Genomic DNA, 25,490 nt, shown 5'->3' with positions numbered 1-25,490 from the left:
TCAGACCTCCCGCGCGTGCTCGCGACCCGGGCCGAAGGCGTCCAGCACCCCGGCGCGGGCGAGCGCCTGCACCAGCAGCCAGCCGCCGAGACCCGCGACCACGGCGCCCGAGAGCGAGAAGAAGGCGAGGTGGGCGAGCTTGTAGGGCAGGTCCCAGTCTGCGTAGTAGGACGTCCACTCGTAGAGCGACTCGAACGCACCGGCCAGCGCACCTGCACAGGCGGCGACCACGAGACCGAAGCGGCGGTAGAGCAGCAGCGCGAGCACGAGCTCGGCGCCGAGTCCCTGGAAGAAGCCGGACGCCAGCGTGCTGAAGCCCCACTGCGTGCCGCCGACCACGAGCAGCGAGACCGCCGCGGCGATCAGCTCGGTGGCCAGGGCGGCGCCGGGCTTGCGCACGACCAGGCCGCCGACGACGCCGGCGATCAGCCACACGCCGCCGAGCAGGCCCGACGACGGCGGGTAGGAGAAGACGGCCAGGGCGCTGATCGGCTCGTAGAGCTTCCCCCAGGCCCAGTAGACGACGCCGAAGGCGACGCCCAGCGTGGCGATGGTGACCAGGTCGATCGTGCGGTAGCGCACGAAGAACCCCGTGATGGACGTGTCTGCAGAGCTCGTCATCGTGACTCCCTTCGCCGGTACTAACCGGAGCAGGTTCAAGGGTCTGCGGCTTCTCCGCACTCTCAGCGCCCTCTGCGTAGGCGCTCCCCTGTCGTGTGGCTCGACCCTAGCCCCCGGCCCGCGGGTCAGGCCAGCAGGTCGCCCTTGCCGAACATCTCGGCGGTGGCGCGCGCCGAGGGCGTGCCGGCGTCGAGGTCGGCACCCGCCTCGCGCAGCACGGCGACGACCTCGTCCTCGCCCTTGAACACGGCGCCGGCGACGGGGCTCTGGCCCCGGTCGTTGAGCCGGTTCACGTCGGCGCCGCGGTCGGCGAGCAGCCGGACCGTCTCGCCGTGGCCGTGGTAGGCAGCGAGCATGAGCAGGGTGTTGCCCTGCGGGTCGGTGAGGTCGACCGGCGCGCCGGCGTCCAGGAAGGCGGCGACGGCGTCGGTCTCGCCGGCACGGGCGTGGTCGATGAGCTGGTAGGCCAGCTCGACGGCGCGGGGATCAGCGGGCTCGGTCATGCCTGGAGCCTACGGTCGGCGCCGGACGTCCGCCGCTCGCGTGGGACGCTGGCTCGGTGCCCGACGTCGCCGTGTGGATCCTGGTCGTCATCGCCGGATCCGTCGCCCTGGGCGCGCTGGTGCAGTCGGTCGTCGGGCTGGGCCTCGGCCTGGTCGCCGCCCCCGTGGTCACGCTGCTCGCGCCCGAGCTGATGCCCGGCTCGCTGCTCCTGCTCGGCATGACCCTGCCCCTCCTGACCCTCGCGCGCGAGCGCCGGGACGTCGACTGGGGCGGCTTCGGCTGGGCGATGCCCGGACGCGTGCTGGGCACGGTCGCCGGTGCGTGGGTCGTCGCCACCGTCAGCGCCCGCGACCTGGGCGTCGCCGTGGGGCTGGTGGTGCTGCTCGCCGTCGCACTGACCGCCCGCGCCATCACCGTGCCGATCACCCGGACGTCGCTGGGCGTGGCCGGGTTCGTGAGCGGCGTCGCCGCGACGACGTCCGCGATCGGCGGGCCGCCGATGGCGCTGCTCTACCAGCACCGTCCGGCGCGGCAGGTGCGCTCGACGCTGGCCGTCTACTTCGTCGTGGGCAGCGCGCTGAGCCTGGTCACGCTCGCGGTCGCCGGTGAGCTGCCGACCGAGCAGCTGGCCGTGGGCGCGGTCATGGTGCCACTGCTCTTCCTCGGCGCGGCCGTCGGCGAGCGCCTGCGCCCGCACCTGCCGGCGGCCCGGTTCCGTGCGCTGGTGCTCGCGGTGAGCGCCGTGTCGGCCGTCGTCCTGGTCGTCCGCTCGCTCGCCTGAGCCTCAGCGGCCGGTGATGCGGTCGCCGAGCCGCGCCAGCGCGCTGGTGCGGCCGAGCCCGTTCGCCTCGCGCCGGTCGGCCTCGCGGTACAGGCCGTACATCGCCTTGACGCCCAGCCACCGCAACGGCTCGGGCTCCCAGCGCCGGACGCGGTGGTTCGTCCACGGCAGCCGGGTCAGCTCGGTGTCGCGGCCCAGCACGAGGTCGGCGAGCGTCCGGCCGGCCAGGTGCGTCGTGGTCAGTCCGCTGCCGACGTAGCCGCCGGCCCAGCCCACGCCCGTGGCCGGGTCCATGCCCACGGACGCGCTCCAGTCGCGCGGCACGCCGAGCACGCCGCACCAGGCGTGCGCGAGCGGGACGTCGCGGGTGGCCGGGAACAGGTCGTGCAGGATGCCGCGCAGCGACTCGATCGTCCAGGCCTGGGTCTGGCCGTCGACGTCCGTGCGCGAGCCGAAGCGGTACGGGACGCCCCGGCCGCCGAGCGCGATGCGGCCGTCGGCGGTGCGCTGGGCGTAGCAGTAGGCGTGCGCCTCGTCGCCGAGCAGCTCGGCCCCGCGCCACCCGATCTCGTCCCAGACGGCGTCGGGCAGCGGCTCGGTGGCGATCATCGCCGAGTTCATCGGCAGCCACGTGCGGCGCTGGCCGCGCAGCGAGGCGGAGAACCCCTCCAGGCAGCGCAGCACGTGCCGCGCCCGGACGGTGCCGCGCTCGGTGACCGCCTCCCCCGGCCGCACGTCGGTGACCCGCGTGCCCTCGAGGATGCGCACGCCGCGCCGCTCGACCGCGGCCGCGAGCCCCTGCACCAGCCGGGCGGGCTGCACCCGGGCGCAGTGCGGGCTGAACGCCGCGGCCCGCGCTCCCGCCACGCGCACGCGCGCAGCCAGCTCATCGGCGTCCAGCAGGCGGCGGTGGTCGTCGCCGAGGCCCCACGCGCGCTCGGCGTCCAGGGACGCCCGCAGCCGCTCCTCCTGCGCCGCGCTGCGGGCGACGTAGAGCACGCCGTCCTTCACCTGGTCGGCCTCGATGCCCTCGTCGGCGCACACAGCCAGGACGTCGTCGACCGCGCGCTCCATGGCGTGGACGAGCGCGAGCACGCCGTCGCGACCGCCCGCCTTGGCGTACGTCTCGCGACTGCCGGCGAGCTCGGCCGACAACCAGCCGCCGTTGCGCCCGGACGCGCCGTAGCCGCAGAACTCGGCCTCGAGCACCACGACGTCCAGCGCCGGATCGAGCCGGCTGAGCTCGTAGGCAGCCCACAGCCCGGTGAGTCCGCCGCCGATGACCGCGACGTCGCAGGCGAGGTCGCCGTCGAGCCCGGGGCGCTGCGGCGGCAGGCCGACCTGCTCCCACCAGAAGGAGACCCCGCCGTTGACCGGCCCTGCGCTCGCGTCCCGCGCGTACGTGCTGCTCACGGGACCATCGTGCCGGTTCAGAGGGTCTCGGCGCGCGATCGCGACGCGCCGCGCCGGAGCCCGGCGGGCCGGGGTTGCCCCGCTCGGACAGAATGTGGCCATGTCGTCCGTGCGCACGCCCGACCCGAACCCCGGTTGGCTCTCCGAGTTCGCCCTGGAGGAGACCCGCGGCCGGGTGCCGATCCTCTACGTCGAGGCCGTGCCGGTGCGCGTGGACTCCTTCGGCCGCGTCGAGCACGTCGGCGTGCTGCTGCGCGCCTCGTCCACCGGCTCGATGACCCGCACGCTGGTGTCGGGCCGGGTCATGCACGGCGAGTCGCTGCGCGGCGCCCTGCTGCGCAACCTCGAGAAGGACCTCGGCCCCACCGCCTTCCCGCTCCTGCCGCTGAGCACGACGCCGATCACGGTCGCCGAGTACTTCCCGCTCCCGGGCATCGCCCCGCTGCACGACCAGCGCCAGCACGCGGTGGCCCTCGTCTACGTCGTCCCGGTCACCGGCGAGTGCGCCCCGCGCCAGGACGCCTTGGAGCTCACCTGGCTCACGCCGGAGGAGGCCGCCATGCCCGAGGTGCTGGACGACATGGAGGGCGGCCGCGGCCACCTCCTGCGCCAGGTGCTGACCCACCTGGGCACCCTCCCGGCCTGACCCCGGCCCCCTTCTGGCGTCACGCGGACCCGCGACGTATGGTTACCGCTGAGTAATAACTCGGTGCCCGACTGTGGCTTGCCTAACCCGGTGAGCCCCGTCACGGCGCACTAGTCTCGGCTCAACTCGTCGGGCCCACCGGAAGGGGACCTCCATGCGCGTCGCCGCCATCGTTCTCTCGCTCGTCGCGACCGCGGTCGCGCTCGGGCTGTTCGCGCAGGCGTTGCGCGGCTTCTGGCAGGTGATCGGGGCCGGCGGCCCCGCGCTGGACCGCACGGACAACAAGGCCGCGCGCTGGAAGAACATGTTCAAGGAGACCCTGGGTCACACCCGGATGCTCCAGTGGACGTGGATCGGCATCATGCACTGGCTGGTGTTCGCCGGCTTCATCTTCCTCAGCTCGGCCGTCGCCACCGCGTACTTCCAGATCTTCGACCCGCACTTCACGCTGTGGATCGTCGGCGAGTGGTACCCGTTCGAGTGGGCCACCGAGCTGCTGTCGTGGCTGACCGTCGTCGGCATCCTGTACCTGATCTTCGTGCGGCAGAAGAACCACCCGCGCCGGCTCGAGCGCAAGAGCCGCTTCTTCGGCTCGACGTTCTGGCAGGCGTACTTCGTCGAGGCGATCATCCTCGGCGAGGGCCTGGCCGGCCTGTTCATCCGCGGCGCCGAGTACCAGCTGCACGATGGCACGAAGGCGCACTTCCCGATGACCTGGTTCATCGGCTCGCTGTACGGCGACATCTCCGACCACACGGCCGAGAACATCATCCTGGCCCTGGCGACGGCCAAGATCCTCATGGCGATGGTCTGGCTCGGCACGATCAGCAAGAACATCACGATGGGCGTGGCCTGGCACCGCTTCACGGCCTGGTTCAACATCTGGTTCAAGCGCGAGTCCGACGGCTCCACCGCGCTCGGCGCGCTCAAGCCCATGACCGTGAACGGCAAGCGTGTCGACATGGAGGCGATGGAGGAGCTCGACGAGGACGACTTCGGCAAGCTCGGCGTCGGCAAGGTCGAGGACTTCAGCTGGAAGGGCATCCTTGACTTCACGACCTGCACCGAGTGCGGCCGCTGCCAGAGCCAGTGCCCGGCCTGGAACACCGAGAAGCCGCTGAGCCCCAAGCTGCTCATGATGGGCCTGCGCGAGCACGCCTACACCAAGATCCCGCTGCTGGAGAAGGACGCCGACACGCTCACCGAGGCCGAGAAGGCCGAGCTGGAGCGTCCGCTCATCGGCGACGAGTCGCTGTTCGGCGTCATCGACCCGGACGTGCTGTGGTCGTGCACCAACTGCGGCGCCTGCGTCCAGCAGTGCCCCGTCGACATCGAGCACGTCGACCACATCGACGACATGCGCCGTTACCAGGTGCTCGTCGAGTCCAACTTCCCCGCCGAGCTCAACAACATCTTCAAGGGCCTCGAGCGCAAGGGGAACCCCTGGAACATGAATCCGCGCGACCGCATGGCGTGGGCGAAGGACCTCGACTTCGAGGTCAAGCAGGTCGGCGTGGACGTCGAGGACCTCGACGAGGTCGAGTGGCTGTTCTGGGTCGGCTGCGCCGGCGCCTACGAGGACCGCGCCAAGAAGACGACGCAGGCCGTCGCCGAGCTGCTCGACATGGCCGGCGTGACCTTCGCCGTCCTGGGCGACGGCGAGACCTGCTCGGGCGACTCGGCCCGTCGTGCGGGCAACGAGGTGCTGTTCATGCAGCTGGCCATGCAGAACGCCGAGGTGTTCAAGGAGACGAAGGTCAAGAAGGTCGTCTCCACCTGCGCCCACTGCTTCAACACGCTCAAGAACGAGTACAAGGAGTTCGGCGTCGAGCTCGAGGTCGTCCACCACACGCAGCTGCTCAACCGCCTGGTGCGCGAGAAGAAGCTGACGCCGGTGGCGCCCACGTCGGGCGAGGCCGCGGGCAAGAAGATCACCTACCACGACCCGTGCTTCCTGGGCCGTCACAACCAGGTCTACGAGGCGCCGCGCGAGCTGCTGCAGGTCATCCCCGGCGCCACGTACGCCGAGATGCCGCGCAACTCCGAGAAGTCCTTCTGCTGCGGCGCCGGTGGCGCGCGCATGTGGATGGAGGAGACGCTGGGCTCGCGCATCAACGTCAACCGCACCGAGGAGGCCGTCGCCACCGGCGCCGACCAGATCGCGGTCGGCTGCCCGTTCTGCCGGGTCATGCTCAGCGACGGCCTGACCGCCAAGCAGGCGGCCGGCGAGGCCCGCGAGGAGGTCGAGGTTCTCGACGTCGCGCAGATGCTGCTGGCGTCGGTCAAGCGCACCCCGACCGCCGAGGACGACGCCGACGTCGTCGCCGAGGCGGAGGCGGCCACCGCCGCGGCCGCGTCGGAGTCGACCGCGCCCGACGGCCCCGAGGCCAAGGACGACGCCGAGTCGGTCGAGAAGCCCGAGGAGGTGGGCGTCGGCGCCGAGGCGGCGAAGGAGCAGGCCGAGGGCGGCGAGCCCACGACCGGCGTGACCGAGGCCGACGACGCCGAGGAGGTGGCCGAGGAGCTCGACGAGCCGGCCACCGACGAGAGCGGCGCCGGTGCCGAGGCTCAGCAGGTCGCGGCCGAGCACAACGTCGAGGTCGACGAGTCCGGCAGCGCGAGCGGCCGCGAGCCCGACGACGCCGAGGCGAAGGCCGCGGACGAGCCGACGCTCGAGGCGGAGGTGGAGCAGGCCGACGAGGCCGAGACCGCCCGCACCGAGCCCGACGCGACGCCGGAGGCCGCCGAGCCGGAGACGTCCGTGGACGAGTCGGCCGACGAGGCCGCCGAGCCGCTGACCGAGGCCGAGACGAAGGCCGACGAGGCTGATCCGGTCGCTGACGAGGCCCCGGTCGCGGACGCGGCCCCGGTCGCTGAGCCTGTCGAGGCGGAGCCCGAGCCCGAGGCGAAGGCTGACGAGGCCGAGCCGTCCGAGGAGCCGGTGCAGGGTGAGCTGTCGTTCGACGCCGACGAGACCGAGACGGCGCAGCCCGCCGCCGAGGTCACGCCGGTCGAGTCCGAGGCCCACCCGGACGTGGCCGAGGACGTCGCCCCGCTGAGCGAGGCGAACCCCAGCGGTGCCGGCCTCTCGGAGACGGCCACCGACGCGGCCGCCGACGACGCGGACGACGCGGACGGGGACGAGCCGAAGAAGGCCTGACGCACGACGCACGAAGGGGCGGGACCATCACGGTCCCGCCCCTTCGTCGTCCCTGCGGCGCCCCGACGGCGTGGCTGGGCGGTGAGTCATCCACCACCCGAGCCGTCACCGTGGTGGACCACTCACCGCCCTGCGGTGGGGAGCGGGGCCGGGGTGTCGGGGTTCACGCACGACAGCGCCCCGCGTCCCGGTGGGACGCGGGGCGCTCGGCCGCTGGCTCAGGCGACGCGCGAGCGGAACCCGGGCAGCAGCTCGTCGACCAGGCTGTCGGTCTGGCCCGACGGTCCGGCGAGCGAGCCGTGCTCGGCCAGCGCGGCGTACATCTCGCGGGCCACGCGCTCGAGCGCGTCGCGGTCGCCGAAGTGGTGCGCCAGGCGCAGCCGCGCCCGCCACAGCTCCTCGCTGCCGGGCATGAGCTCCAGTCCGTGCGCCAGCGCCTCCACGGCGGTCGACTCGTCGCCGCGGGCGGCAGCCGCCTCGGCGTGGGCGTGGACGCTCAGCGTCACCGCCAGGGCGATGTCGTCCTCGACGGTCATCGAGTCCAGCCAGGTGTAGCGCGAGGCCGGGACGTCCTCGAACGCCTGGCCGCGGACGAGCGACAGCGCCGAGCGCAGGTGCGCCTCGCGCTGGGCGCCGTCGTTGGCCGCCCGGTTGAGCGCGTCGCGGAACGCGTCCCAGTCGAGCCGGACCGCGCCCGGCGTCAGCGAGCAGATGCCCGCCTCCTGCCGCAGCACGGGCGTGCCGTCGGCCGTGGCCCCGAGCCAGGTGCCGAGGCGGACGAGCGTGTCGTCGCGGACCGCGTCGTCCACGCCGCGCGGCCACAGGGCGGCCGAGACGAGGTTGACGTGGACGCCGGCCGGATTGAGCGCCAGCAGCGCGAGCAGCTCGGTGAGCAGCGGGCGACGGTCCTCGTCGACCGGGCCGGGCGCGGAGACCTGCACCGGGCCGAGCACGTCGAGCCGCACGGTCGCGTCCTCGGCCGCGCTCGCCGCCTGCTCATCGACCAGCACGTCGACGAGGTCGTCGAGATTGACCGAGCCACCGGTGGCCACCGGACGGTAGAGGGCGGCGAGGTCGCGGGCGGCCGCGGGCTCGAGCACCTGCGCGGCCACGTCGACGCCGTGCACGGGCGAGACGATGCGTCCGTCGTGGCGGGCGCTGAGCCGCATCGCGGCGTCGGGCACGGCACCGACGACGACGACGCCCAGCGCGACCTGCGGGTCGGCGGCCAGCGTGGTCAGGGTGGCGAGCTCGTCGGACGACGGGACGCCGGAGCAGACGACGAGGTGGTAGGTCCAGCGCGCGGCGCCACCGGCGGCGCGGGCCTCGCGAGCAGTCGCGGCACCGGCGGAGCGGCACGCGTCGCGCTGGTAGCGCGCGACGTTCTGCAGCGACTCCAGCACGCGGCCGAGGTCGTCGCTGTGGCGCAGGGCCGGCGACACGGCCGAGAGGTCGTCGGCGAACCCGACGAGGGTCACGGCGCGGTCGTCCGCCCACGGGTGGGTGGCGGTGTCGACGGCCATGCTCACCGCCAGGCCGCGGGCGACGTGGTCGGTGCCGTCGAGGGCGAGCACGCCGGCGACGCCCTCGGGGTCGGCGAGCAGCAGGCTGCCGTCGTCACGGCGGCCGACGACGACCAGGCCGGGCGCGGGCGCCGCACCGGTGCCGGCGGGTGCGCCGTCACGGTCGACGGCCCACACCGTCTCGCTGCGAGCCGTCCAGCCGGCGGGCACCGGACGCGCGGGCGGCTGGTCGAACGCCACCGCGGCACCGGACTCGCTGACCGAGACGCGGGCGGGGACGAGAGCGCCGTGGCCGTCGCTCCAGGAGCGGAGCACCGAGTCCAGCCAGCCGGCGGTCTCGACGTCGCCCTCCTGGCGGAGCCGGCCACCCGGGCCGGGCGGCACCGGCGCCGGACCCTGCGGGTCGGGCGTGGGAGAGGCCTGACGGCGGGCCCAGCGCTCGCCGGTGGGCGCGGACGCGCGGCGGCGGCGCAGGCCGATGACGGCACCGGCCAGGGCGAGGCCGCCGGCGACGCCGTAGACCGGGCCCCAGCGGCCCTCCTGCTGGTCGGCGGCCGTCCCGCCGATGGCACCGGCGTCGGCGGTGGCGTCGCTGGACGCCTCCGCTCCGGTCTGGACGTCGGCGGGTGCCGGTGCCGGCGCGGGGGCCGGGGTGGACTCGGCCGCGTGGTCGACGACCTTGAGGCCGGGCCCCTTGGCGTCGTTGGGCATCTTCATGACCCAGCCGGGGTGGATGAGGTCGGCGCTCTTGAGCACGCGCCCGTCGGCCTGCTCGACGTTCTTGTTGAGCTCCCAGATCTCCTTGTAGCGGAAGCCGTCGCCGAGGTATCGCTCGGCCATGTCCCAGAGCGTGTCGTAGTTGCGGTTGTTCGGCGGCTTGACCTCGTAGTAGGTCGTGACGCCCTGCTGGACGTCCGCCTTGGTCGCGCGCTCGAGCGTGTCGCCGTCGGGCCGCGCCTCGTCGCCGGCGTCCGGCGTCGCCGTCTGCACCAGGGTGGTCGCGGGCCGGATCTGGACGTCCTGCTCGGCGCCACCGGACGTGGCGGCGGTGGCGGTCGACATGCCCGCCGCCGAGGTGCCGGCGATGAGGACGATGGTCGCGACGAGCCGGCGGGCGAGGGTCTGCGTGCCGATGCCGCCGCCGGGGACCTGGGGCGCGAGCCCGCGGCGCTTGCGCTCGGCCACGGCCTCCACGACCAGGCAGACCACGAAGTGGGCCCAGGCCAGCCAGACGACCGCGGCGAGGACACCCATGAGCGCCTCGGTGGTGGTCGGCTCGGTGAGCCACTGCAGCGACGGGGCCTCGTCCGGCCACGGGGTGCCGAAGGCGGCCAGCAGCGCGAGCGGGACGCCCACGACGATGAGCGCGGTGCCGACGAGGGCGGCGAGGCCCTTCGCGACCTGGGCGCCGCGGCTGGGCACCTTGGTGATCGTCGGCAGTCGGTCGCCATTGGGACGCTGGAGCGTCGACGTCATCGTTCCCCCTGGAATGTCACGACATGCCCGCCCTGGCGGACCGTCCCAAGGTAGTCGGTGGGCACGGCCCGCGCCTAGTGGAGCGGGTCTGGCGCCCGCCTGCCGGACGTCAGTAGATGACGGCGGGCGGCTGGTTCGGCGCCTGGACCTCCTGCACCGGGATGGGCTGCTTGAGCCGCATGGTGAAGTCGCCGAGATCCTGCAGCTGGTCGCCCTCGCCGTACTGGACGCGCCAGTCGACCTGCACGTCCGCGTAGAACGAGTCCGGCAGGTTCGAGGGGATGTCGCGGGTGGCGAACTTGCGGGCGGAGGCCGACGAGCGAGGGAACGTGATGCTGCAGGCGTCGGCGGGCTGGTCCTTCGGCGCGACACCGACGACGTACGGCGTGGTGGGCCGGCACGTCACCGGGTCGATGCCCTCCTGGTTCGGGTCGAGCCGCACCTCGGTGGCCTGCGCGACCATGGTCAGTCCAGTGGGCGTCTCGATCTCGATGTACGGGCCACCGACGCCGGCGCGTCCCGCGAACGGTCCCTGCGCGACGACCTGCTCGTTCACCGGGTTGCGCCACTGGAACGTCAGGTAGGTCGGCACGCCAACGATCGGGGTCGGGTTCGGCTTGGGCTGCAGGAAGGGCACCGGCAGGAAGGTGTCCTGGCTGATGCGGCCCCACAGGAAGTCGTTCAGGGCGCCACCTTGGTCGCGGACATCCTCGCCGAACTCCACGAAGCGGATCTCCAGCGAGAGGCTGCGGTTGCGACCGCCGCTGTAGGTGTCGAAGTCGACGCCGCGCAGGCAGCGCACGAGCATGTAGCGGCCCTCGGACGGCCGCGTGTTGAACGGGGCCTGGATGCCCGGCGGCAGGTCGCTGTAGCGGCACTGCTGGAACTCCTGGCCGCCGTACATCTCACGCAGCGTCTTCAAGGCGCTGCCCCCGCCCAGCGAGACGCAGTACGAGCCCATGCCGTTGCCGCTGGCGTAGACCGAGCAGGTCTGGGTGGTCGACGTGTAGTTGTCGTACCGGGTGCCGCTGCTGCCCTCGACCGGCGTGGACGGCCCGCCGCCGCCCGAGCCCGACGGGCTGCAGGGCATCTGGGCCGGTGTGCACGCGGCCGCCGGCGAGGCGCCGAGCAGGCTCAGGACCGACGCGCCGAGCACACCCGCCAGGGCGGCGGCCAGGGCGCGCCTCACGGGGCCTCCCCCGCGCAGGTGCCGTCGACCTCGAACGAGCCGAACCTCAGTGCGTCGCCGGTGCCGGAGTAGGTCGAGACGATGCGCAGCCAGGACTGGTCGGCGGTGCCGACCGACTTGCCGTCCTTGCCGCGGTAGGCCTGCGAGGGCGACCACAGGCAGCCGATCACGCGGCCGGGCTGGGAGTCCTCGATACGCAGGACGACGCTGTTCGGCACGGTCCAACCGTCCTTCCATCCGGGGGCGAGGCGCTGAGCGAAGTCGCGCACGACGGCGTCGTTCGCGACCTGGCGCAGGGCGGGCGCCACGGTGCGGTCGTTCGTGGTGCGCACGATCGCGGCGTTGAGCAGCCGCCAGCGGGCGACGGCCGGGTCGCCCGCGTGCGCGTCGAGGTTGGTCACGCGGACGTCGACGCCCAGGGTGTCGGGCTGCTCGACCCGCGCGGCCGACGTGGTGGCCGAGGCACTCGGCGACGGGGTGCCGGCCTCGGCGGCCGGCTCGTCGTCACCGCCGCAGCCGGCGGCGAGAAGGGCGAGCACGGCGACGGCGGCGACCCGCGGTGCGCGATGTCTCATGCGTGTCCCCCCGGACGTCCCTGGCTCACGAGCGCGGCCCAGCCTACCGGCGGGTCCGCGGGAACGCCCAGTCCACGGAACGGCCGCCCTCCGTCACTCACCGCCCGGTCCCGGCGTCTTGCAGTAGTCGACGGTGGGCGTCGGGGACGGCGTCGGCGAGGGCGAGGGGGTCTTCGTCGGCTCGTCCTCGTCCTTCGGGTCGTCGTCGTCCTTGGGGTCGTCCTCGTCGTCGGTCGGGGTCTCGGTCGGCGTCGGCGTGGGGCTCGGCGACGGCTCGCACGGGGTCACCTCGACGTTCGTCGGCAACGGGGCGGTGCCCACCGTGCCCTCCTCCGGCGGCGCGACGGACGGGGGCCCGAGGGTCGAGACCTTGCCGCTGTCGGCCTCGCTGATGCCGCTGACCGGACGCGCCATCGCCGCGCCGGACGCCATCATGGTCGGGCTGCGCACCATGTCGAGCAGGATCGCGTCGATCTCGACCTGGGCGTCGACCTGGACGGCGAGGAAGGAGCCGAGATCGCCGTCGTTGACGGTGCGCAGGCTGGGCTCGCAGCGCACGAGCTGTCCGTCGGCAGCCATCGCCTGGCGGCAGTACTCCTGCGCGGTGTCGAGCGCCTGCGCCCGGTTGAGGTCCAGTCGCGGGTCGCTCACGTCCACCGCCTGGGCCCCGGCACGGGCGGCTTCCTGGGCGTAGGCGACGGCGCGCCCCTTGGCGTTGAGCTGGCGGCCGCCGTCGATCACCAGGCCCGCCAGCAGGATGATGCCGAGCGCGACGATGACGACGAACGGGGTGATCGACCCGCGCTCGTCCCGGCGCCTCACTGGTAGCCCCGGTAGCGGTCGAGCGGGCTGGTGAAGGTGCGCTCGAGCTGCACCGAGCGCAGTGGCAGGCCGGCCAGGTCGCTGAGGTCGAGCGTGCAGCGGACGGTGACGGTGACCGACTCGACCTGCGCGGGCGCGTTCGGGTCGGGCAGCTCGAAGGCCCCCGCGGTGAGCGACGGCGGGTCGGCCTGGGCCGAGTCGCGGCACGACGCGGGCGCGTCGTCCATGACCTGGGCGACGACGTCGTCGGCCACGGGCTTCACCTGGGCCCGGACGTTCTGGGCCGTGGCGGCGCGGGCCGCGTCGCGCGAGGCCTGGTCGACCAGGTTCTCGGTCTGCGCGAAACGGCCGAACGCGATGATCAGCATGAGCAGCAGCAGCAGGAACGGCGCCACGATGACGAGCTCGAGGCTCGCGGTCGCCCGCTCGTCGCGCCTCACGGGCCCTCCCGCAGGTCGCCGCGGAACTGCTCGAGGGTGGCCGTGGACGTCTGCTCGACCTGCACCGTGCCCCCCACCGGCAGCACGACGTCGCCGACCACGAGCATCGTGACGCGTCCGGTGTCGGTGTCGATCGTGCCGGCGGCCGTCACGTTCTTGAGCCGGCCGAGCTTGGCCGCGTACCCCTCGGTGACCTGCTCGGCGGCGGCGGTGAACGACGCCGGGTCCGAGTTCGAGCCGGCCAGGCGCAGGTACGAGACGCCCTCGCGGGCGGCGGACTGCGCCGTGTTGCGGGCGTGCAGGTACAGCCCGCCCTCGATGATCGTGAAGACGAGCAGCAGGAAGATCGGCGCGATGATCGAGAACTCCAGCGCGCTGGTGCCTCGATCGTCGCGCCGTCCCCGGCTCGTCCCCACGGTCATCGGTCGTCGGTGAGCGCTAGTTCGCGCCCTGCTCGATGTCGCCGATGTTGTTGTCGACGACCCCGCGGATCGCGGCGGCGATGGCCAGCGCGAGCACCACGACGACGGCCGAGATGATCGCCCACTCGATGGCCGAGGCGCCCAGCTCGTTGCGGCCCTCGCGGCGGGCCTGCTCGGCGCGGCCGCGCACCAGGGTGATGAGCGCGGTCGCGTACAGGACGACGGGGTTGTTCATGACGGTTCCTCCGGGGGTTAGGACGACGTGGTTGACGCTAGCTGAGCTGGCTGATGGCCGGGTAGGCGAGGAAGACCAGGAACGTGACGCACATGAGCAGCTGGGCCATGAGCATCGACTGCGAGCTCTCGCCGGCCGAGCCCTCGACGTCGACGAGCTCCTTGCGGCGCATGCTCTCGCTGCGCGACATGAGGGACATGCGGATCTTGGCGCCCTCGTCGCCGGCCAGGGCCAGCGCCGAGGCGAGGTCGCGCAGCTCGTCGACGCCGAGCTCGCGACCGAGCCGCGCAATGCCCTCCCACGGCGTCCAGCCCATGATGCGGGCGTTGGACAGCGCCTGGCGCAGCCGCACCATGGCCCAGTGGTCGCCGATGGAGGACGCGGCCATGAGCGCCTCGGGCAGGCCGCGGCCACCGGCCAGGTTCATCGCGACCAGGTCCAGGAACGAGCCGACGACGTGGCGGAAGTCGCGGCGACGCACCTCGGCCTCACGCTTGAGCTGCAGGTCCGGGAGCATGAACGCGAGCGCCGTGGCCGCGAGGGTCACGACGAGCGGCACCGGGCCGACGCCGAAGCCGAACAGCAGCCAGACGACCGGGAACCACACGAGCGCGCCGAGGGCGAGCAGCGCCTTGGTGCCCAGGTGCACGGCCATCGAGCGGTTCATGACCGCGAGGTCGGCGCGGGTCGAGCGCAGCTGCCAGCCGCGGGACGTGGCCTCCTGCTCGAGCCGCTCGCCGATCGAGCCGCGCAAGCGCTCGACGCGTCCCTGTCCCTCGTCGGCGGCGGTCGTCGTGAGCGCGCGTCCGCGGCGCCCGGCGTCCAGGCGGCTCAGCGTGGCCGAGACGCCCGGCACGGGAGCCGACAGCGCGTGCACGAGCAGGACGATGCCGAGACCGACGGCGGCCCCGGCGAGCAGCGACCAGGTCATGCCGTCCCCCTCGTGTCGAGCGAGCCGATGAGGAAGCGCTCGGGCTCCTCCACGCCGGACAGCTTGCGCATCCAGAACACGCTGCCGGCGAACAGGGCGAGCACGCCGGCCAGCACGAGCTGGCCCTCGAACGTGCCGTAGGGCGAGACGTACGCCGGGTTGAACAGCACCAGGCCCGCGGCGACCGTGACGATGACGCCGACGACGACCTGGACGCTGCGCCGGGTGGACCGGCGGCTGCTCTCGACCCGGCGGCGCACGTCGAGCTCGTCGCGGGCGGAGTTGGCCAGCGCGCTCAGCACGTCGCGCAGGCCGGGGCCGCGCAGCCGCGAGTTGAGGATGAGGGCCGCGACGACGAGGTCGGCCGACGGGTCGTCCAGGTCGCGGGCGAACTTCATGAGCGCGTCGGGCAGCGGCTCGCGCACGCGCAGCCGGTCGACGAGCAGGTTGAGCGAGGGCCGGATCGACGGGGCCGCGTTGACCGCGGTGGCCGGGATCGCCTGCTCCAGGCCGACGGCGCCGGCGATGGTGTCGCGCAGCGCCTCGATCCAGGTGGCCAGGCCCTCGACCCGGTTGATCGCGTCACGCTCCTGGCGCGCGCCGCCGAAGGCCCGGTCCCAGAACGCGACCACGACACCCAGCGCCGCGGCCAGCACGAACCAGCGCGTCACGACGAGCACCACCACGAAGACGCCGACGCCGGCCGCGAGCTGCTTGAGCCGGCGCTGCGACCCGGCGACCGAGCGGCGGCGTCCGGGGGTGGCGGACGCCCGCTCACGGACCGGCAGCCCGCTGAGCGCGAGCACGAGCAGCGCGAGGCCCAGGCCCGTGACGGCACCGGCCGTCACGAACAGCGGGATGCGCAGCTCCTCGAACATCAGGCCCACCGACCGTGCACGAGCGGCTCGTAGCCGTGCTCCTGGAGCTCGGCGATGCAGGCGATCGGGGCGTGCGGCTGCGCGCGGCCGGACGCGTCCGGGGCGAACACCTCGCTCGACAGCACCTGCTGGTCGTGGCCGACCACCTCGCGGATGCTCTCGACCACACGGGCCTGGCCGCCACCGGTGGCGTGGTCGTTGTGCTTGCGCAGGAAGACGACGAAGTCGAGCGCGCCCGAGATCAGCATCGTCGTGGCCTCGAGCGGCAGCCGCTCGCGGCTCTGGATGGCATAGGTGCCGATGCGGTTGAACACCTCGAGCGAGGAGTTCGCGTGGATGGTCGACAGCGAGCCGTCGTTGCCCTGGCTCATCGCGTTGAGCATCGTGACGATCTCGTCGCCGAGCACCTCGCCGACGATCACCCGCGACGGGTTCATGCGCAGCGAGCGGCGGACGAGCTCGGCCATCGAGACGCCGCCCAGGCCCTCGGAGTTGGGCAGCCGCTCCTCGAACGAGACGACGTTCGGGTGCAGGTCGGCGTGCTCGCCGAGCCCCAGCTCGAGCGCGCGCTCGACCGTGATGAGGCGCTCGTTCGCCGGGATCTCGTTGGCCAGCGCGCGCAGCATCGTCGTCTTTCCGGCGTTCGTCGCACCGGCGATCATGATGTTCTTGCGCGCGGCCACGGCGGCCTTGAGGAACGAGCCGACGTCCGGCGACACCGTGCCGTTGGCGATCAGCTCGTCGAGGAACACCCGGCCCAGGCGGGCCTTGCGGATCGAGATCGAGGGCCGGGCGCAGACGTTCATGACGGCCGAGAGGCGCGAGCCGTCGGGCAGGCGCAGGTCGAGCTGCGGGTTGGCCGAGTCGAACGGCCGGCTCGACAGGCCGGTGTGGGCGGCCAGCACCTGGATGAGCTCGACCAGCTCCTCGTCGCTCTCGGCCACGGGCGGATGACGCTCCTCGCGGCCGTCGCCGTACTGGACGAACACGTGGTCGCAGCCGTTGATGTCGACGTTCTCGACCTCGGGGTCCTCCAGCAGCGGCTGCAGGCGTCCGACGCCGAACAGCGCCGAGTGGATCGCCGTGGCGACCTCGGCCTCGTCGTCGGGCGCGATCGGGGTGCGTCCCTCGGCGATCTCGTAGCGGGCGTGGTCCTCGAGCACCTGGACGATGAGCGAGCGAGCGTACTCGCGCTCGTCGTCAGCGCTCATCGGCGTCACCCCGGCGAGCTGGTCGCGGCGGCGCTGCTCGTTGAGCCGGTCGGCGACCTGCGTGCGCAGCTGCCGGACGAGGTCGTGGTCGATCATGCGGGCACCTCTCCGGAGGCCGGCTCGTCGCCGGCGGGCTCCTCGGCGCCGACGTGGAAGACGGCGGTGGCGGCGGCCAGCTCGTCGACGATCGGGCGCGCCGAGCGGACGAGCGCGGTGCGCGCGGGGCTGCCGCTCACCTGGCCGAGGAAGAACGCGGCGCCGCTGGGGTCGTGGGCGAGGTGGTGCACGCCGGCGACGGGCACCTCGGAGCGCTCGATCGCCTCGCGCACCTCCTTGACCGTGCGCGAGCGCTTCGGGGCGGCGACGACCACGACGTGGATCGGCGCGCCCACCGGGCCGCCGTGGGCCTCGTGGACGGCCCGCAGCCGCTCGCGCAGGTGCACGACCTCGCTGGGGACGGTGCCGACGACCAGCACGATCGCCGAGGCCGAGGCGAGCAGGACGTTCTGCGGCGTGACCGCGCCGATGCGGCCGAGGTCGGCGACGACGTCGGTGCCGGGCAGCCGGGCGAACAGATCGGCGAGCCGCTCCCACTGCTGGGCGAGGGCACCGGCCTGCTCGGGGACCATGACGCCGCAGAGGACGTCCAGGCCGCCGACGATGGGCTGGGTGTGGGCCGCCAGCAGGCCGGCGTGCAGCGACTTGCGGCCGGCCGCGACCAGGCTGAGCATCCCCTGCTGCGGGTCGAGCGGACGTCCGTCCGGCCCGGGCATGCGGTGGGCGACGTCGCCGCCGGCCGGGTCGCACTCGGCGACGACGACCTGGCGCGGCCACAGGGCACCGATCAGGAGCGACGCGGTGGTGGCCCCCGGCGAGCCCTTCGCCGAGGCGACCGCGATGAGCGCCACGGTCAGGCCCCGCAGGTGCGACGGACGAGGGACTCGTCGACCGCGCCGACACGGGCGATGACGATGCTGGAGTCCTCGACACCCTGGGAGACCGCCGACAGGCACGACAGGTGCACCGAGACGACCATCTGGCTCGCGCTGGACGCGCCGAAGCCGCCGTCGCCCGTCTCGGTCGGCTCGGAGACGACCTCGGCGAGCACGGACGCGCGGTTGCCGTCCGTCGCACCGATGTCGAGCACGACCTGGTCGCCGGTGCCGAGCTCGAGGGCGCCCGACGTGACCGGCACCGCGAGCTGCGTCGTGTCCTGGGCGAGGCCGGCGTCGTCCGAGACCATGGCGGGGTTGAGCACGGTGCCGGCGAGGAGGCGCGTGGCGGCCGGGCGGCCCACGACCTCGCCCTCGTCGTCGGCAGCCACGCCGCCGTCGAAGCCCTTGGGCAGGCTGACGCGCTCGAGCTTGTCGGGCGTGATGTCCTCGCCCTGCGCGACGTCGGCGGAAACCTGCAGGAAGTAGGCCCGGTCACCGGACTGCAGCGCCAGCCATCCGGACGCGAGCGCGCCACCGACGATCAGCACGATCGCCAGGGCGATCAGGGCAGGACGCCGCTCCCGGGTGGAGGGGAGGCGGGACGGAGCTGACTGGGTCGTGCTCGACGGAGCCATGCAGGGGACCTCTCGACGCGTCGGGGTGCGGCGGACCGAGCGGAGGGTGGGACGACCCGCCCCCGCGAGATCACGGGGCACAACGTACACAAGCCGCCGTGGGGCCGCGCGACGAGTCTCAGGGGGCCCGGACGAGGGCGACCGCGGCCTGGGCGCGCTTCTGCTTCTCCTGGTTCTCGACCGTCTTGTCCAGCGCCTGGGCGACGGCGAGCCCGGCGACGATCACGGCGGCGACGACGAGGCCGATCACGACCGCCGGCCAGGTGCGCGGGTGCTCGCGCCAGGTGCGCCGCGACCCGTGCAGCAGGGCCGATCGCAGCTGGCGGCGGCGCATCGCGTCCGCCTCGAGGACGTACCGCTCGGCGTTCGGCGTGCCGGCCAGCGCCGGGGGCGTCGGCGGCGGGACGGGACGCGTGGGCTGCTCGTCGCTCATCGCCGGCCGCCCAGCGCCACCGCGGCGGCGATCGCGAGCATCGACTCCCGCGTGGCCGACGTGACGGCCGACGGGTCGAACGGCTCCCCTGAGGCCAGGTACGGGTCGGGCGCCACGACGACCACGCGGCCGGCCGGGCTGCCGTGCTCGGCCAGCTCGCGGTGGACCCGGTCGTAGGACTCGTCGGTGGGGCAGACCACGACGTGCACGAGGGCGTCCGCGGCACCCGGGTTCACGGCGCGCGCCCGGTCGACCACGACCTCGAGCGCGGCCAGCCCGACGCGTCCGGTGCCGGTGACGGCGACGACCTGGTCGGCCCGGGCGAGGCCCGCGTGACCGCCCTCGGCGGCCTCGTCGCCCACGTCCAGCAGGTGGAAGGCGTGCTCGGCCCCGAGCCGGTCGAGGACGCCGGCGACGTGCGTGCGGCGCAGCTCGGCGTCCCACCCGGCCCCGTCGACGACGCCCAGGCCGGCCGCCGTGCGCGGCGGCTCGACCGCCTCGGCCGTGGCGAGCAGGGTCTGCACCGAGCGGGGATCGGCCACGCCGGCCAGGCGCCCGAGCGAGGCCGAGCCGCGCTGGACGTCGACGACGACGCTGCGGTCCTCGCGCAGCGCGGCCAGCGTCGCGCCGACGCCGAGCGCCACCGTGGTGCAGCCGACCCCGCCCTTGCCGGCCACGAAGGCGACGACGCGGCGGTCGGTCTGGCGGCGGCGGGCGGCCTCGACCAGCTCGCGGTCCTGCTGCACCGCCGCGGCGGCGTCCGGGGTCGCGAGGCCGCGGGCGACGCCCTTCAGCAGGCGGGCGGACGAGCGCGGGGCGGGCAGCCGGGACGTGGCGCCGGCGAGCAGCCGCTCGACCTCGCCGTCGACGCGGGCCGGGGCGGGTGCCGGCGCCTCGGTGGCGCTGGGCGCGGCCCCGCGGGCGAACGTGGGGCGAGGCATCTCGGCCGGAGCCCCGGTCGGCGCCGGCCGCCGGGCGAACTCCGGACGCAGCGGGACGACCGAGCCGTCGTCCTCGTCGTCGACCGGGTCGGCCGCGGGTGCCGGCGGGGCGGACGGGACGGACGGACCCAGCCCGAGGCTGCGCGGGTCGATGCCCATGCGGGCCAGGTCGCTCGCCGAGCCCTCGGCCCGTCGCCGCCGGCCGGCGGCGCGCTGGGCCTCCTCGGACTGCTGGTCGTCGTCGGCCATCAGAACAACCCCCCGAGCGCGTCGTAGACACCCATGGCACCGGCCAGCACCACGATGAGGACCACCACGGTCACGAGCTCGACCAGGTTCAGCGTCCGCTTCACCCGGGCGCGCTGGATCTCGGACAGCCGGATGGTGGCCAGGCCCATGCCGGCCAGCGTCACCGCGCTGATCGCCGGCACCAGCCAGACCGTCAGGTCCGAGCCGTCCAGCGCCTGGGCGAGCACGACGGTCAGGACGACGACCCCGGCCAGGCGCAGCGGCAGCATGTGCTGGACCCGGGAGAAGACCCGTGAGCGCAGGGCGGCGGTGAGCGCCAGGAGCAGCGCGAGCGTGCGGTCCCAGTCGTCACCGTCCGTGTCGAGCACGAGGCTGGCGACGACCACGACCAGGCCGCAGCCCACGAGGCCGCCGACGAGCAGGTCGTTGCTGACCCGGAACCGGCGGCGCAGGTCGGCGTCGCTGACACGTCCGGCGTGCCGCACCCGGTAGTCGGCCCCCGCGAGGCCACCCACGGAGAGGGACACGCGGGGCAGTACACCGACACCGAGCAGCGCGAGCACCGGCAGGACGCGCACGGCCTGCTGCGTGTCGACGTCGCTCACCCCGGTGAGCGCGAGGACGAGCAGCGCGACGGCGAGCACGACGGTGGCCGACAGGTGCGCGGTGACGGCGTCGCTCAGGGTCCGGGCGACGGCAGCCACCAGGGCGACCGTGACGGCGACGGCGACGAGGGAGGTCCAGGGGCCGAGCTCGAGCGAGCGGCTGACGGCGTCGCCGAGCATGACGGCCCACACCAGGGCGACGACGGCGACGAGGCGGGCGTCCCGGTCGCGGCCGAGCCGCGCGGTCCAGGCGGTCGTGGCCAGCAGGGCCACCACGGACGCGGACGCGCCGACGACCGCGTCGGTGCCGTCGCCGAGCGGCCAGCCCACGAGCCACTGCACGAGGGCGGCGAGCAGCAGGACGGCGGCGCCGGTGACGGCCACGAAGGAGCCGGTGTCGCGCGTGTCCCAGGTGCCGCCGGCCGCGTCGACGGTGTCCTCGACGGCGTCGCGGACGTCCTCGACGAGCGCCGGCGTGCTGTTCTCGGTGGCGGCCCGCAGCTCGAGCACGTCGCCGTCGACGACACCGGCGTCGGCCAGCGTCTGGGTCAGGCCGAGCGAGGAGGCACCGACGCGCGAGAGCGTCCAGGACGCCGGGGCGTGCGCGTCGGTGTCGGGGGCGGCGTACCGCAGCAGCTGGGGCAGCAGGTCGGCCAGCGGCAGCGCGCTGGGCAGGGCCAGGTCGACCGTCCGGTCGGCCGTGACGACGGTGACCCTGCTGTAGGCCGTGAGCATCTGTCCCCCTCCGCCCCGCGCTCCCGGCGCCCGGGTGCCCGGTGGCGCCGGTGAGCATATCGTTAGCGCGATCGCGAGCGCAGAACGAGCGCCGCCGCCTGGACAGGGGTCCGATGACGACGACGCTGGTGAGACGCCCGGCCCGGATCGAGCCGCCCGCCCGCCAGCAGACCGCCCTCGCGATCGCCGAGCCGCCGACCCTCGGCACGACGCCCACCCCGCTCGCCTCGGCCGGCATGCTCGTCATGCCACTCATGGGCGGCGCCGGCTCCGTCACCATGGCGGTGACGCAGCGCGACCGGCCGATCGTGGCGGTCGCGGCGTTCCTCGCGCTCATCGGGTCCATCGCCGTCGGCGCCCTCGTCGTCATCGCCCAGCGCTCGGGCGCGCGCCGTCAGGTGCGCGAGAGTCGTGAGCGCTACCTGGACTACGTCGAGGCGATGCGGTTGGCCGTGCGGGACCAGATCGCCGAGCAGCGCGCCGAGCAGGCCTGGCGGTTCCCGCGCGCCGACGAGCTGCTCGCCGTGGCTCGCGACGACGCCCGCCGGTGGGAGCGGCGCCCGGGCCATCCGGACTTCCTGCACGTGCGGCTCGGCACCGGCGAGGTGCCGCTCGCGGCCGGGCTGCGCCTGGACGCCGACACCGGACCGCTGCACCAGTTCGACCCGGTGTGCCTGCACGCCGCCCAGGAGCTCGAGACCCGCTACGCCACCCTGCGCGACCAGCCGGTCACCACCGACCTCGGACGGCTCGGACGGCTGAGCGTGCTCGGCTCGCCCGGCGCCCGCCGGGCCGTCGCCCAGCACCTCGTCGTGCAGCTCGCCACCCTGCACGGCCCGCACGACGTCGCCCTCGCGCTCGTCCGCTCCGACGCCGCCGCCCCGGCCTGGGACTGGCTCAAGTGGCTGCCGCACCTGCTGGACGCCCGCGAGCTCGATGGCGACCTGCCCGTCCGCCGGGTGACCGGGTCCGTGGCCGAGATGGCCGACCTGCTCGCCCCCGAGCTGGAGTCGCGGCTGGACCGGCACCAGCGCTCGCGCGGCTCGCAGCCGCCGACGCGCCTGGTCGTCGTGGTCGACGGCGAGGGCCTCACGGACGGGTCGCACCTCGCCTCCCCCGACCCCTCGGTGCCGCTGGCCGCCCTCGGCGTCCACGTCGTGTCGCTGCACGACCACGCCCGGCAGGAGCCCGACACCGTCGACGACCGGCTCGAGATCGCCGCGGACGGGTCGGCCACGCTCGCGTCGTGGGACCGTCCGTTCACGATCGACCTGCTCCCCGAGGGCACGGCCGTCGCCGTGGCCCGCTCGATGGCCCCGCTCCGGCTGACCGCCGAGGACCTCTCGGACGACTCCGGCCTCACCGACACGGTCGGCCTGCCCGCGATCCTGGGCGTGGACGACCCGGGCCGGCTCGACCTCGGCCGCGGCTGGCGCGCCCGCCCGCTGCGCGACCTGCTGCGCGTCCCCGTCGGCGTCGGCGCCAACGGCCAGGCCGTGATGATCGACCTGAAGGAGTCCGCGCACGGCGGCATGGGCCCGCACGGCCTGGTCGTCGGCGCGACCGGCTCGGGCAAGTCCGAGATGCTGCGCACCCTGGTCAGCTCGCTGGTGCTCGGCCACGGACCCGACCGGCTCGCGCTCATGCTCGTCGACTTCAAGGGCGGCGCCACGTTCGCTCCGCTCGAGGGCATCCCGCACCTGGCCGGCATGATCACCAACCTGCAGGACGACCTGACGCTGGTCGACCGCATGCGCGACGCGCTCTACGGCGAGATGCAGCGCCGCCAGGAGATCCTCAAGCAGGCCGGCAACCTGCCCAACGTCACCGCCTACCAGGACCGCATCGACGCGGGTGAGCCGCTCGAGCCGCTGCCTCACCTGCTGGTCATCGTCGACGAGTTCTCCGAGCTGCTCACCGCCAAGCCCGACTTCGCCGAGCTGTTCGTGGCGATCGGACGCATCGGCCGCTCGATCGGCGTCCACCTGCTGCTGGCCACGCAGAAGCTCGAGATGGGCAAGATCCGCGGCCTGGAGTCGCACCTGTCGTACCGGATCAGCCTGCGCACCTTCTCCGAGGGCGAGAGCCGCGACGCGATCGGCGTCCCGGACGCCTACCACCTGCCCCCGGAGCCCGGCTCCGGCTACCTCAAGGTCGACACCACGGTCTTCGAGCGGTTCAAGGCCGCGCTCGTCTCATCGCCCTACGTGCCGCCGGCCGACGGTCCCCGCACCGCCGTGCCCGTCGTGCCGTACCTGTCGACCAACGGCCTCGGCGCCTGGCTGGCCGAGCAGCTCGCCGCCGGCCAGCGCATGGCCGACGAGCAGGCCGCGGCACAGGCCACGCGCAGCGTGCTGGACGTCCTCGCCGAGCAGCTCACCGGCAGTGGCGCGGCCCCGGCCCGTCCGGTGTGGCTGCCGCCGCTGCCCTCGCGCCTGGCGCTCGGCGCCGTCACCGACCTGGCGGCGACGGCCGACGCGACGTCCTGCGTGGCGACGTTCGGCCTGGTCGACGACCCGTCGCACCAGGACCAGCAGCCCATGCGCTGGGACTTCACCGGCGCCGGGGCCAACCTCGTCGTGGCCGGCGCCCCGCAGACCGGCAAGTCGACGCTGCTGCGCACGATGCTGCTGTCGATGGCGTCCCGGTACTCGCCGCGCGAGGTCGCGTTCTACTGCATCGACTTCGGGGGTGGCTCGCTCGGCGCGCTCGCCCGCCTGCCGCACGTCGCCACGGTGACGACCCGCGTCGACCCCGAGCGCATCCGGCGCACCATCAACGACGTCCGCACGCTGCTCGACCGGCGCGAGACGCTCATGCGCGAGCACGGCCTGGACTCGATGGCGGCGTTCCGCCGGGCGCGCGCCGCCGGCGAGCTGCCCGACAGCGGTCCGGTCGACGTCTTCCTGGTCGTGGACGGCTGGGGCAGCTTCCGCGACGAGTACGACGACCTCGACTACGCGGTCGCCGACATCGCCGCCCGCGGCACCAGCTTCGGCGTGCACGTCGTGGTGTCGGTGACCCAGTCGATGCAGGTGCGCATGCGCATGCAGGCGTCGATGGGCGGGCACGTCGAGCTGCGCATGAACGACGCCTACGACTCGCAGTTCGACCGCAAGGTCATGGAGCAGATCCCGAAGGACGTGCCCGGTCGCGGCGTCACCGGCACCCGGGGCAACGCGCTGCTGTTCCAGGCCGCGCTGCCCGCCGCCGAGGTGCCGGCCGACCCGGACGCCGAGCTCGACGAGAGCGCCCTGCAGACGTCCCTCATCGACACGCTGGTCGAGCGCTGGGGCGCCGAGGGCGTCACCAAGGTCGAGGTGCTGCCCCGCCTGGTCACGTGGAGCGAGATGCCGGCGCTCGAGGCCGGCGACACCGGCATGCTCGTGGGCCTGTCCGAGCTCAACCTGGGCCCGGCCGAGATCAACCTGTGGGGCGCCGACCCGCACCTCCAGGTCTACGGCGACGGCGAGACCGGCAAGTCGAACCTGCTCAAGCTGCTGGTCAAGAACATCATCGGCACCCGGTCGCCCGACGAGGTCGGCATCGCGGTGCTCGACTACCGCCGCTCGCTGCTCGATGTCGTGCCCGAGGAGTACCTGCTCGGCTACGCCACCGGCCACGACCAGGCGGTCGGGCTGACCAACGAGATCGCCACGGCCATCCGCCAGCGCGTCCCCGGCCCGGACGTCACGTCCGAGCAGCTGCGCAACCGCTCGTGGTGGCAGGGCCTGGAGGTGTTCGTCCTCGTCGACGACTACGACCTCGTCTCCACGTCGCAGGGCAACCCGCTGAACGTGTTCGTCGACCTGCTGGCCCAGGCCCGCGACCTCGGCTTCCACCTCGTCGTCGCCCGCCGCACGGGCGGCATGTCGCGCGCCGTGTTCGAGCCGCTGATCCAGCGCCTGATCGACCTCAGCGCGCCCGGCTTCATGTTCTCCGGCGACCGGATGGAGGGCCGTCTCGTGGGCGGCCTGCCGTCACAGCGGCTCCCCCGCGGACGGGCCATGTACGTCACCCGCGACGGGGCCGCCTCGCTCGTCCAGACCGCCCGCGTGGACGACCCGGACGACTGATCCGCACGATCGGCCAGACCGTTCAGGCGCCTGCGACCGCGGGCGCTCCCCGCG

General features: G+C 74.0%; 22 protein-coding genes and 1 riboswitch. Of the genes, 4 read left to right on the top strand and 18 right to left on the bottom strand.

The genetic code is table 11. The annotated features are described in order from the left end of the window. Positions 1-621 carry an ECF transporter S component gene (locus HGAM_RS20860; RefSeq protein ID WP_019144306.1) on the bottom strand — a complete coding sequence of 207 codons (621 nt, stop codon included), beginning with the start codon at positions 619-621 and terminating at the stop codon, positions 1-3. Beyond that, a riboswitch (TPP riboswitch) is annotated at positions 611-721 on the bottom strand. (Overlaps the previous gene by 11 nt.) Positions 722-746: 25 nt before the next feature. Continuing rightward, positions 747-1,124 carry an ankyrin repeat domain-containing protein gene (locus HGAM_RS04620; RefSeq protein ID WP_019144305.1) on the bottom strand — a complete coding sequence of 126 codons (378 nt, stop codon included), beginning with the start codon at positions 1,122-1,124 and terminating at the stop codon, positions 747-749. Positions 1,125-1,180: 56 nt separating this feature from the next. On the opposite strand from HGAM_RS04620, the gene HGAM_RS04615 reads away from it, so the two are divergent. Next, positions 1,181-1,906: a sulfite exporter TauE/SafE family protein gene (locus HGAM_RS04615; RefSeq protein ID WP_019144304.1), complete on the top strand. Its 726-nt coding sequence runs from the start codon at positions 1,181-1,183 to the stop codon at positions 1,904-1,906. Between the two features lie 3 nt (positions 1,907-1,909). On the opposite strand, the gene HGAM_RS04610 is transcribed toward HGAM_RS04615, so the two are convergent. Continuing rightward, positions 1,910-3,319, bottom strand: coding sequence for an NAD(P)/FAD-dependent oxidoreductase (locus HGAM_RS04610; RefSeq protein WP_019144303.1), 1,410 nt, complete (start codon positions 3,317-3,319; stop codon positions 1,910-1,912). 100 nt (positions 3,320-3,419) lie between these two features. On the opposite strand from HGAM_RS04610, the gene HGAM_RS04605 reads away from it, so the two are divergent. Further along, a complete protein-coding gene (locus HGAM_RS04605) occupies positions 3,420-3,965 on the top strand; it encodes an NUDIX hydrolase family protein (protein WP_019144302.1) in 546 nt (181 codons plus the stop codon). Positions 3,966-4,119: 154 nt separating this feature from the next. Next, the gene (locus HGAM_RS04600; protein ID WP_019144301.1) at positions 4,120-7,125 is read left to right on the top strand and encodes a (Fe-S)-binding protein; all 3,006 of its coding nucleotides are present in this window, start codon (positions 4,120-4,122) and stop codon (positions 7,123-7,125) included. A 218-nt stretch (positions 7,126-7,343) separates the two neighbouring features. Here HGAM_RS04600 and HGAM_RS04595 read toward each other — a convergent pair whose 3' ends face one another. The 15 genes from HGAM_RS04595 to eccD all read right to left on the bottom strand — a co-directional run bounded on the left by HGAM_RS04595 (position 7,344) and on the right by eccD (position 21,360). Continuing rightward, positions 7,344-10,124, bottom strand: coding sequence for a BTAD domain-containing putative transcriptional regulator (locus HGAM_RS04595; RefSeq protein WP_019144300.1), 2,781 nt, complete (start codon positions 10,122-10,124; stop codon positions 7,344-7,346). Between the two features lie 109 nt (positions 10,125-10,233). Next, a complete protein-coding gene (locus tag HGAM_RS04590; RefSeq protein WP_019144299.1) occupies positions 10,234-11,313 on the bottom strand; it encodes a hypothetical protein in 1,080 nt (359 codons plus the stop codon). Next, on the bottom strand, positions 11,310-11,888 hold the full coding sequence (locus tag HGAM_RS04585; RefSeq protein ID WP_147543538.1) for a hypothetical protein: 579 nt from the start codon (positions 11,886-11,888) through the stop codon (positions 11,310-11,312). The genes HGAM_RS04590 and HGAM_RS04585 overlap by 4 nt, the downstream gene beginning before the upstream one ends. Positions 11,889-11,981: 93 nt before the next feature. Then, complete coding sequence (locus HGAM_RS20685) at positions 11,982-12,710, bottom strand: TadE/TadG family type IV pilus assembly protein (RefSeq protein ID WP_019144297.1); 729 nt, start codon at positions 12,708-12,710, stop codon at positions 11,982-11,984. Then, positions 12,707-13,150 (bottom strand): TadE/TadG family type IV pilus assembly protein, encoded by a 444-nt coding sequence (locus tag HGAM_RS04570; RefSeq protein ID WP_019144296.1) that lies wholly within the window; start codon positions 13,148-13,150, stop codon positions 12,707-12,709. The genes HGAM_RS20685 and HGAM_RS04570 overlap by 4 nt, the downstream gene beginning before the upstream one ends. Next, positions 13,147-13,572 (bottom strand): TadE/TadG family type IV pilus assembly protein, encoded by a 426-nt coding sequence (locus tag HGAM_RS17715; protein ID WP_019144295.1) that lies wholly within the window; start codon positions 13,570-13,572, stop codon positions 13,147-13,149. The genes HGAM_RS04570 and HGAM_RS17715 overlap by 4 nt, the downstream gene beginning before the upstream one ends. Before the next feature lie 16 nt (positions 13,573-13,588). After that, a complete protein-coding gene (locus HGAM_RS04560) occupies positions 13,589-13,807 on the bottom strand; it encodes a hypothetical protein (RefSeq protein WP_019144294.1) in 219 nt (72 codons plus the stop codon). A 37-nt stretch (positions 13,808-13,844) separates the two neighbouring features. Further along, entirely contained in the window at positions 13,845-14,738 is an 894-nt protein-coding gene (locus HGAM_RS04555) for a type II secretion system F family protein (protein WP_019144293.1), read from the bottom strand. After that, positions 14,735-15,616 (bottom strand): type II secretion system F family protein, encoded by an 882-nt coding sequence (locus HGAM_RS04550; RefSeq protein WP_038951557.1) that lies wholly within the window; start codon positions 15,614-15,616, stop codon positions 14,735-14,737. The genes HGAM_RS04555 and HGAM_RS04550 overlap by 4 nt, the downstream gene beginning before the upstream one ends. Beyond that, positions 15,616-16,923, bottom strand: coding sequence for a TadA family conjugal transfer-associated ATPase (locus HGAM_RS04545; RefSeq protein WP_019144291.1), 1,308 nt, complete (start codon positions 16,921-16,923; stop codon positions 15,616-15,618). Before HGAM_RS04545 ends, HGAM_RS04550 begins: the two co-directional genes overlap by 1 nt. Then, positions 16,920-17,735, bottom strand: coding sequence for a CpaE/TadZ family protein (locus tag HGAM_RS17710; protein WP_019144290.1), 816 nt, complete (start codon positions 17,733-17,735; stop codon positions 16,920-16,922). The genes HGAM_RS04545 and HGAM_RS17710 overlap by 4 nt, the downstream gene beginning before the upstream one ends. 2 nt (positions 17,736-17,737) lie before the next feature. Then, positions 17,738-18,397: an SAF domain-containing protein gene (locus tag HGAM_RS04535; RefSeq protein ID WP_019144289.1), complete on the bottom strand. Its 660-nt coding sequence runs from the start codon at positions 18,395-18,397 to the stop codon at positions 17,738-17,740. A gap of 118 nt (positions 18,398-18,515) precedes the next feature. Beyond that, a complete protein-coding gene (locus HGAM_RS04530; protein ID WP_019144288.1) occupies positions 18,516-18,830 on the bottom strand; it encodes a hypothetical protein in 315 nt (104 codons plus the stop codon). Further along, positions 18,827-20,020, bottom strand: a complete 1,194-nt coding sequence (locus HGAM_RS04525; protein ID WP_038951556.1) for a MinD/ParA family ATP-binding protein — start codon at positions 20,018-20,020, stop codon at positions 18,827-18,829. Before HGAM_RS04525 ends, HGAM_RS04530 begins: the two co-directional genes overlap by 4 nt. After that, positions 20,020-21,360, bottom strand: a complete 1,341-nt coding sequence (gene eccD, locus HGAM_RS04520) for a type VII secretion integral membrane protein EccD (RefSeq protein ID WP_019144287.1) — start codon at positions 21,358-21,360, stop codon at positions 20,020-20,022. Before eccD ends, HGAM_RS04525 begins: the two co-directional genes overlap by 1 nt. Positions 21,361-21,473: 113 nt before the next feature. Here eccD and eccCa point away from each other — a divergent pair, with 113 nt between their 5' ends. Continuing rightward, complete coding sequence (gene eccCa / locus HGAM_RS17705) at positions 21,474-25,436, top strand: type VII secretion protein EccCa (RefSeq protein WP_019144286.1); 3,963 nt, start codon at positions 21,474-21,476, stop codon at positions 25,434-25,436. The last annotated feature ends 54 nt before the right edge of the window (positions 25,437-25,490 follow it).

This window comes from Aeromicrobium massiliense JC14, assembly GCF_000312105.1.
Classification (GTDB): Bacteria; Actinomycetota; Actinomycetes; order Propionibacteriales; family Nocardioidaceae; genus Aeromicrobium; species Aeromicrobium massiliense.
Note: the sequence above shows the minus strand (reverse complement) of the source record. Positions and strands in the feature narration are given on the sequence as shown.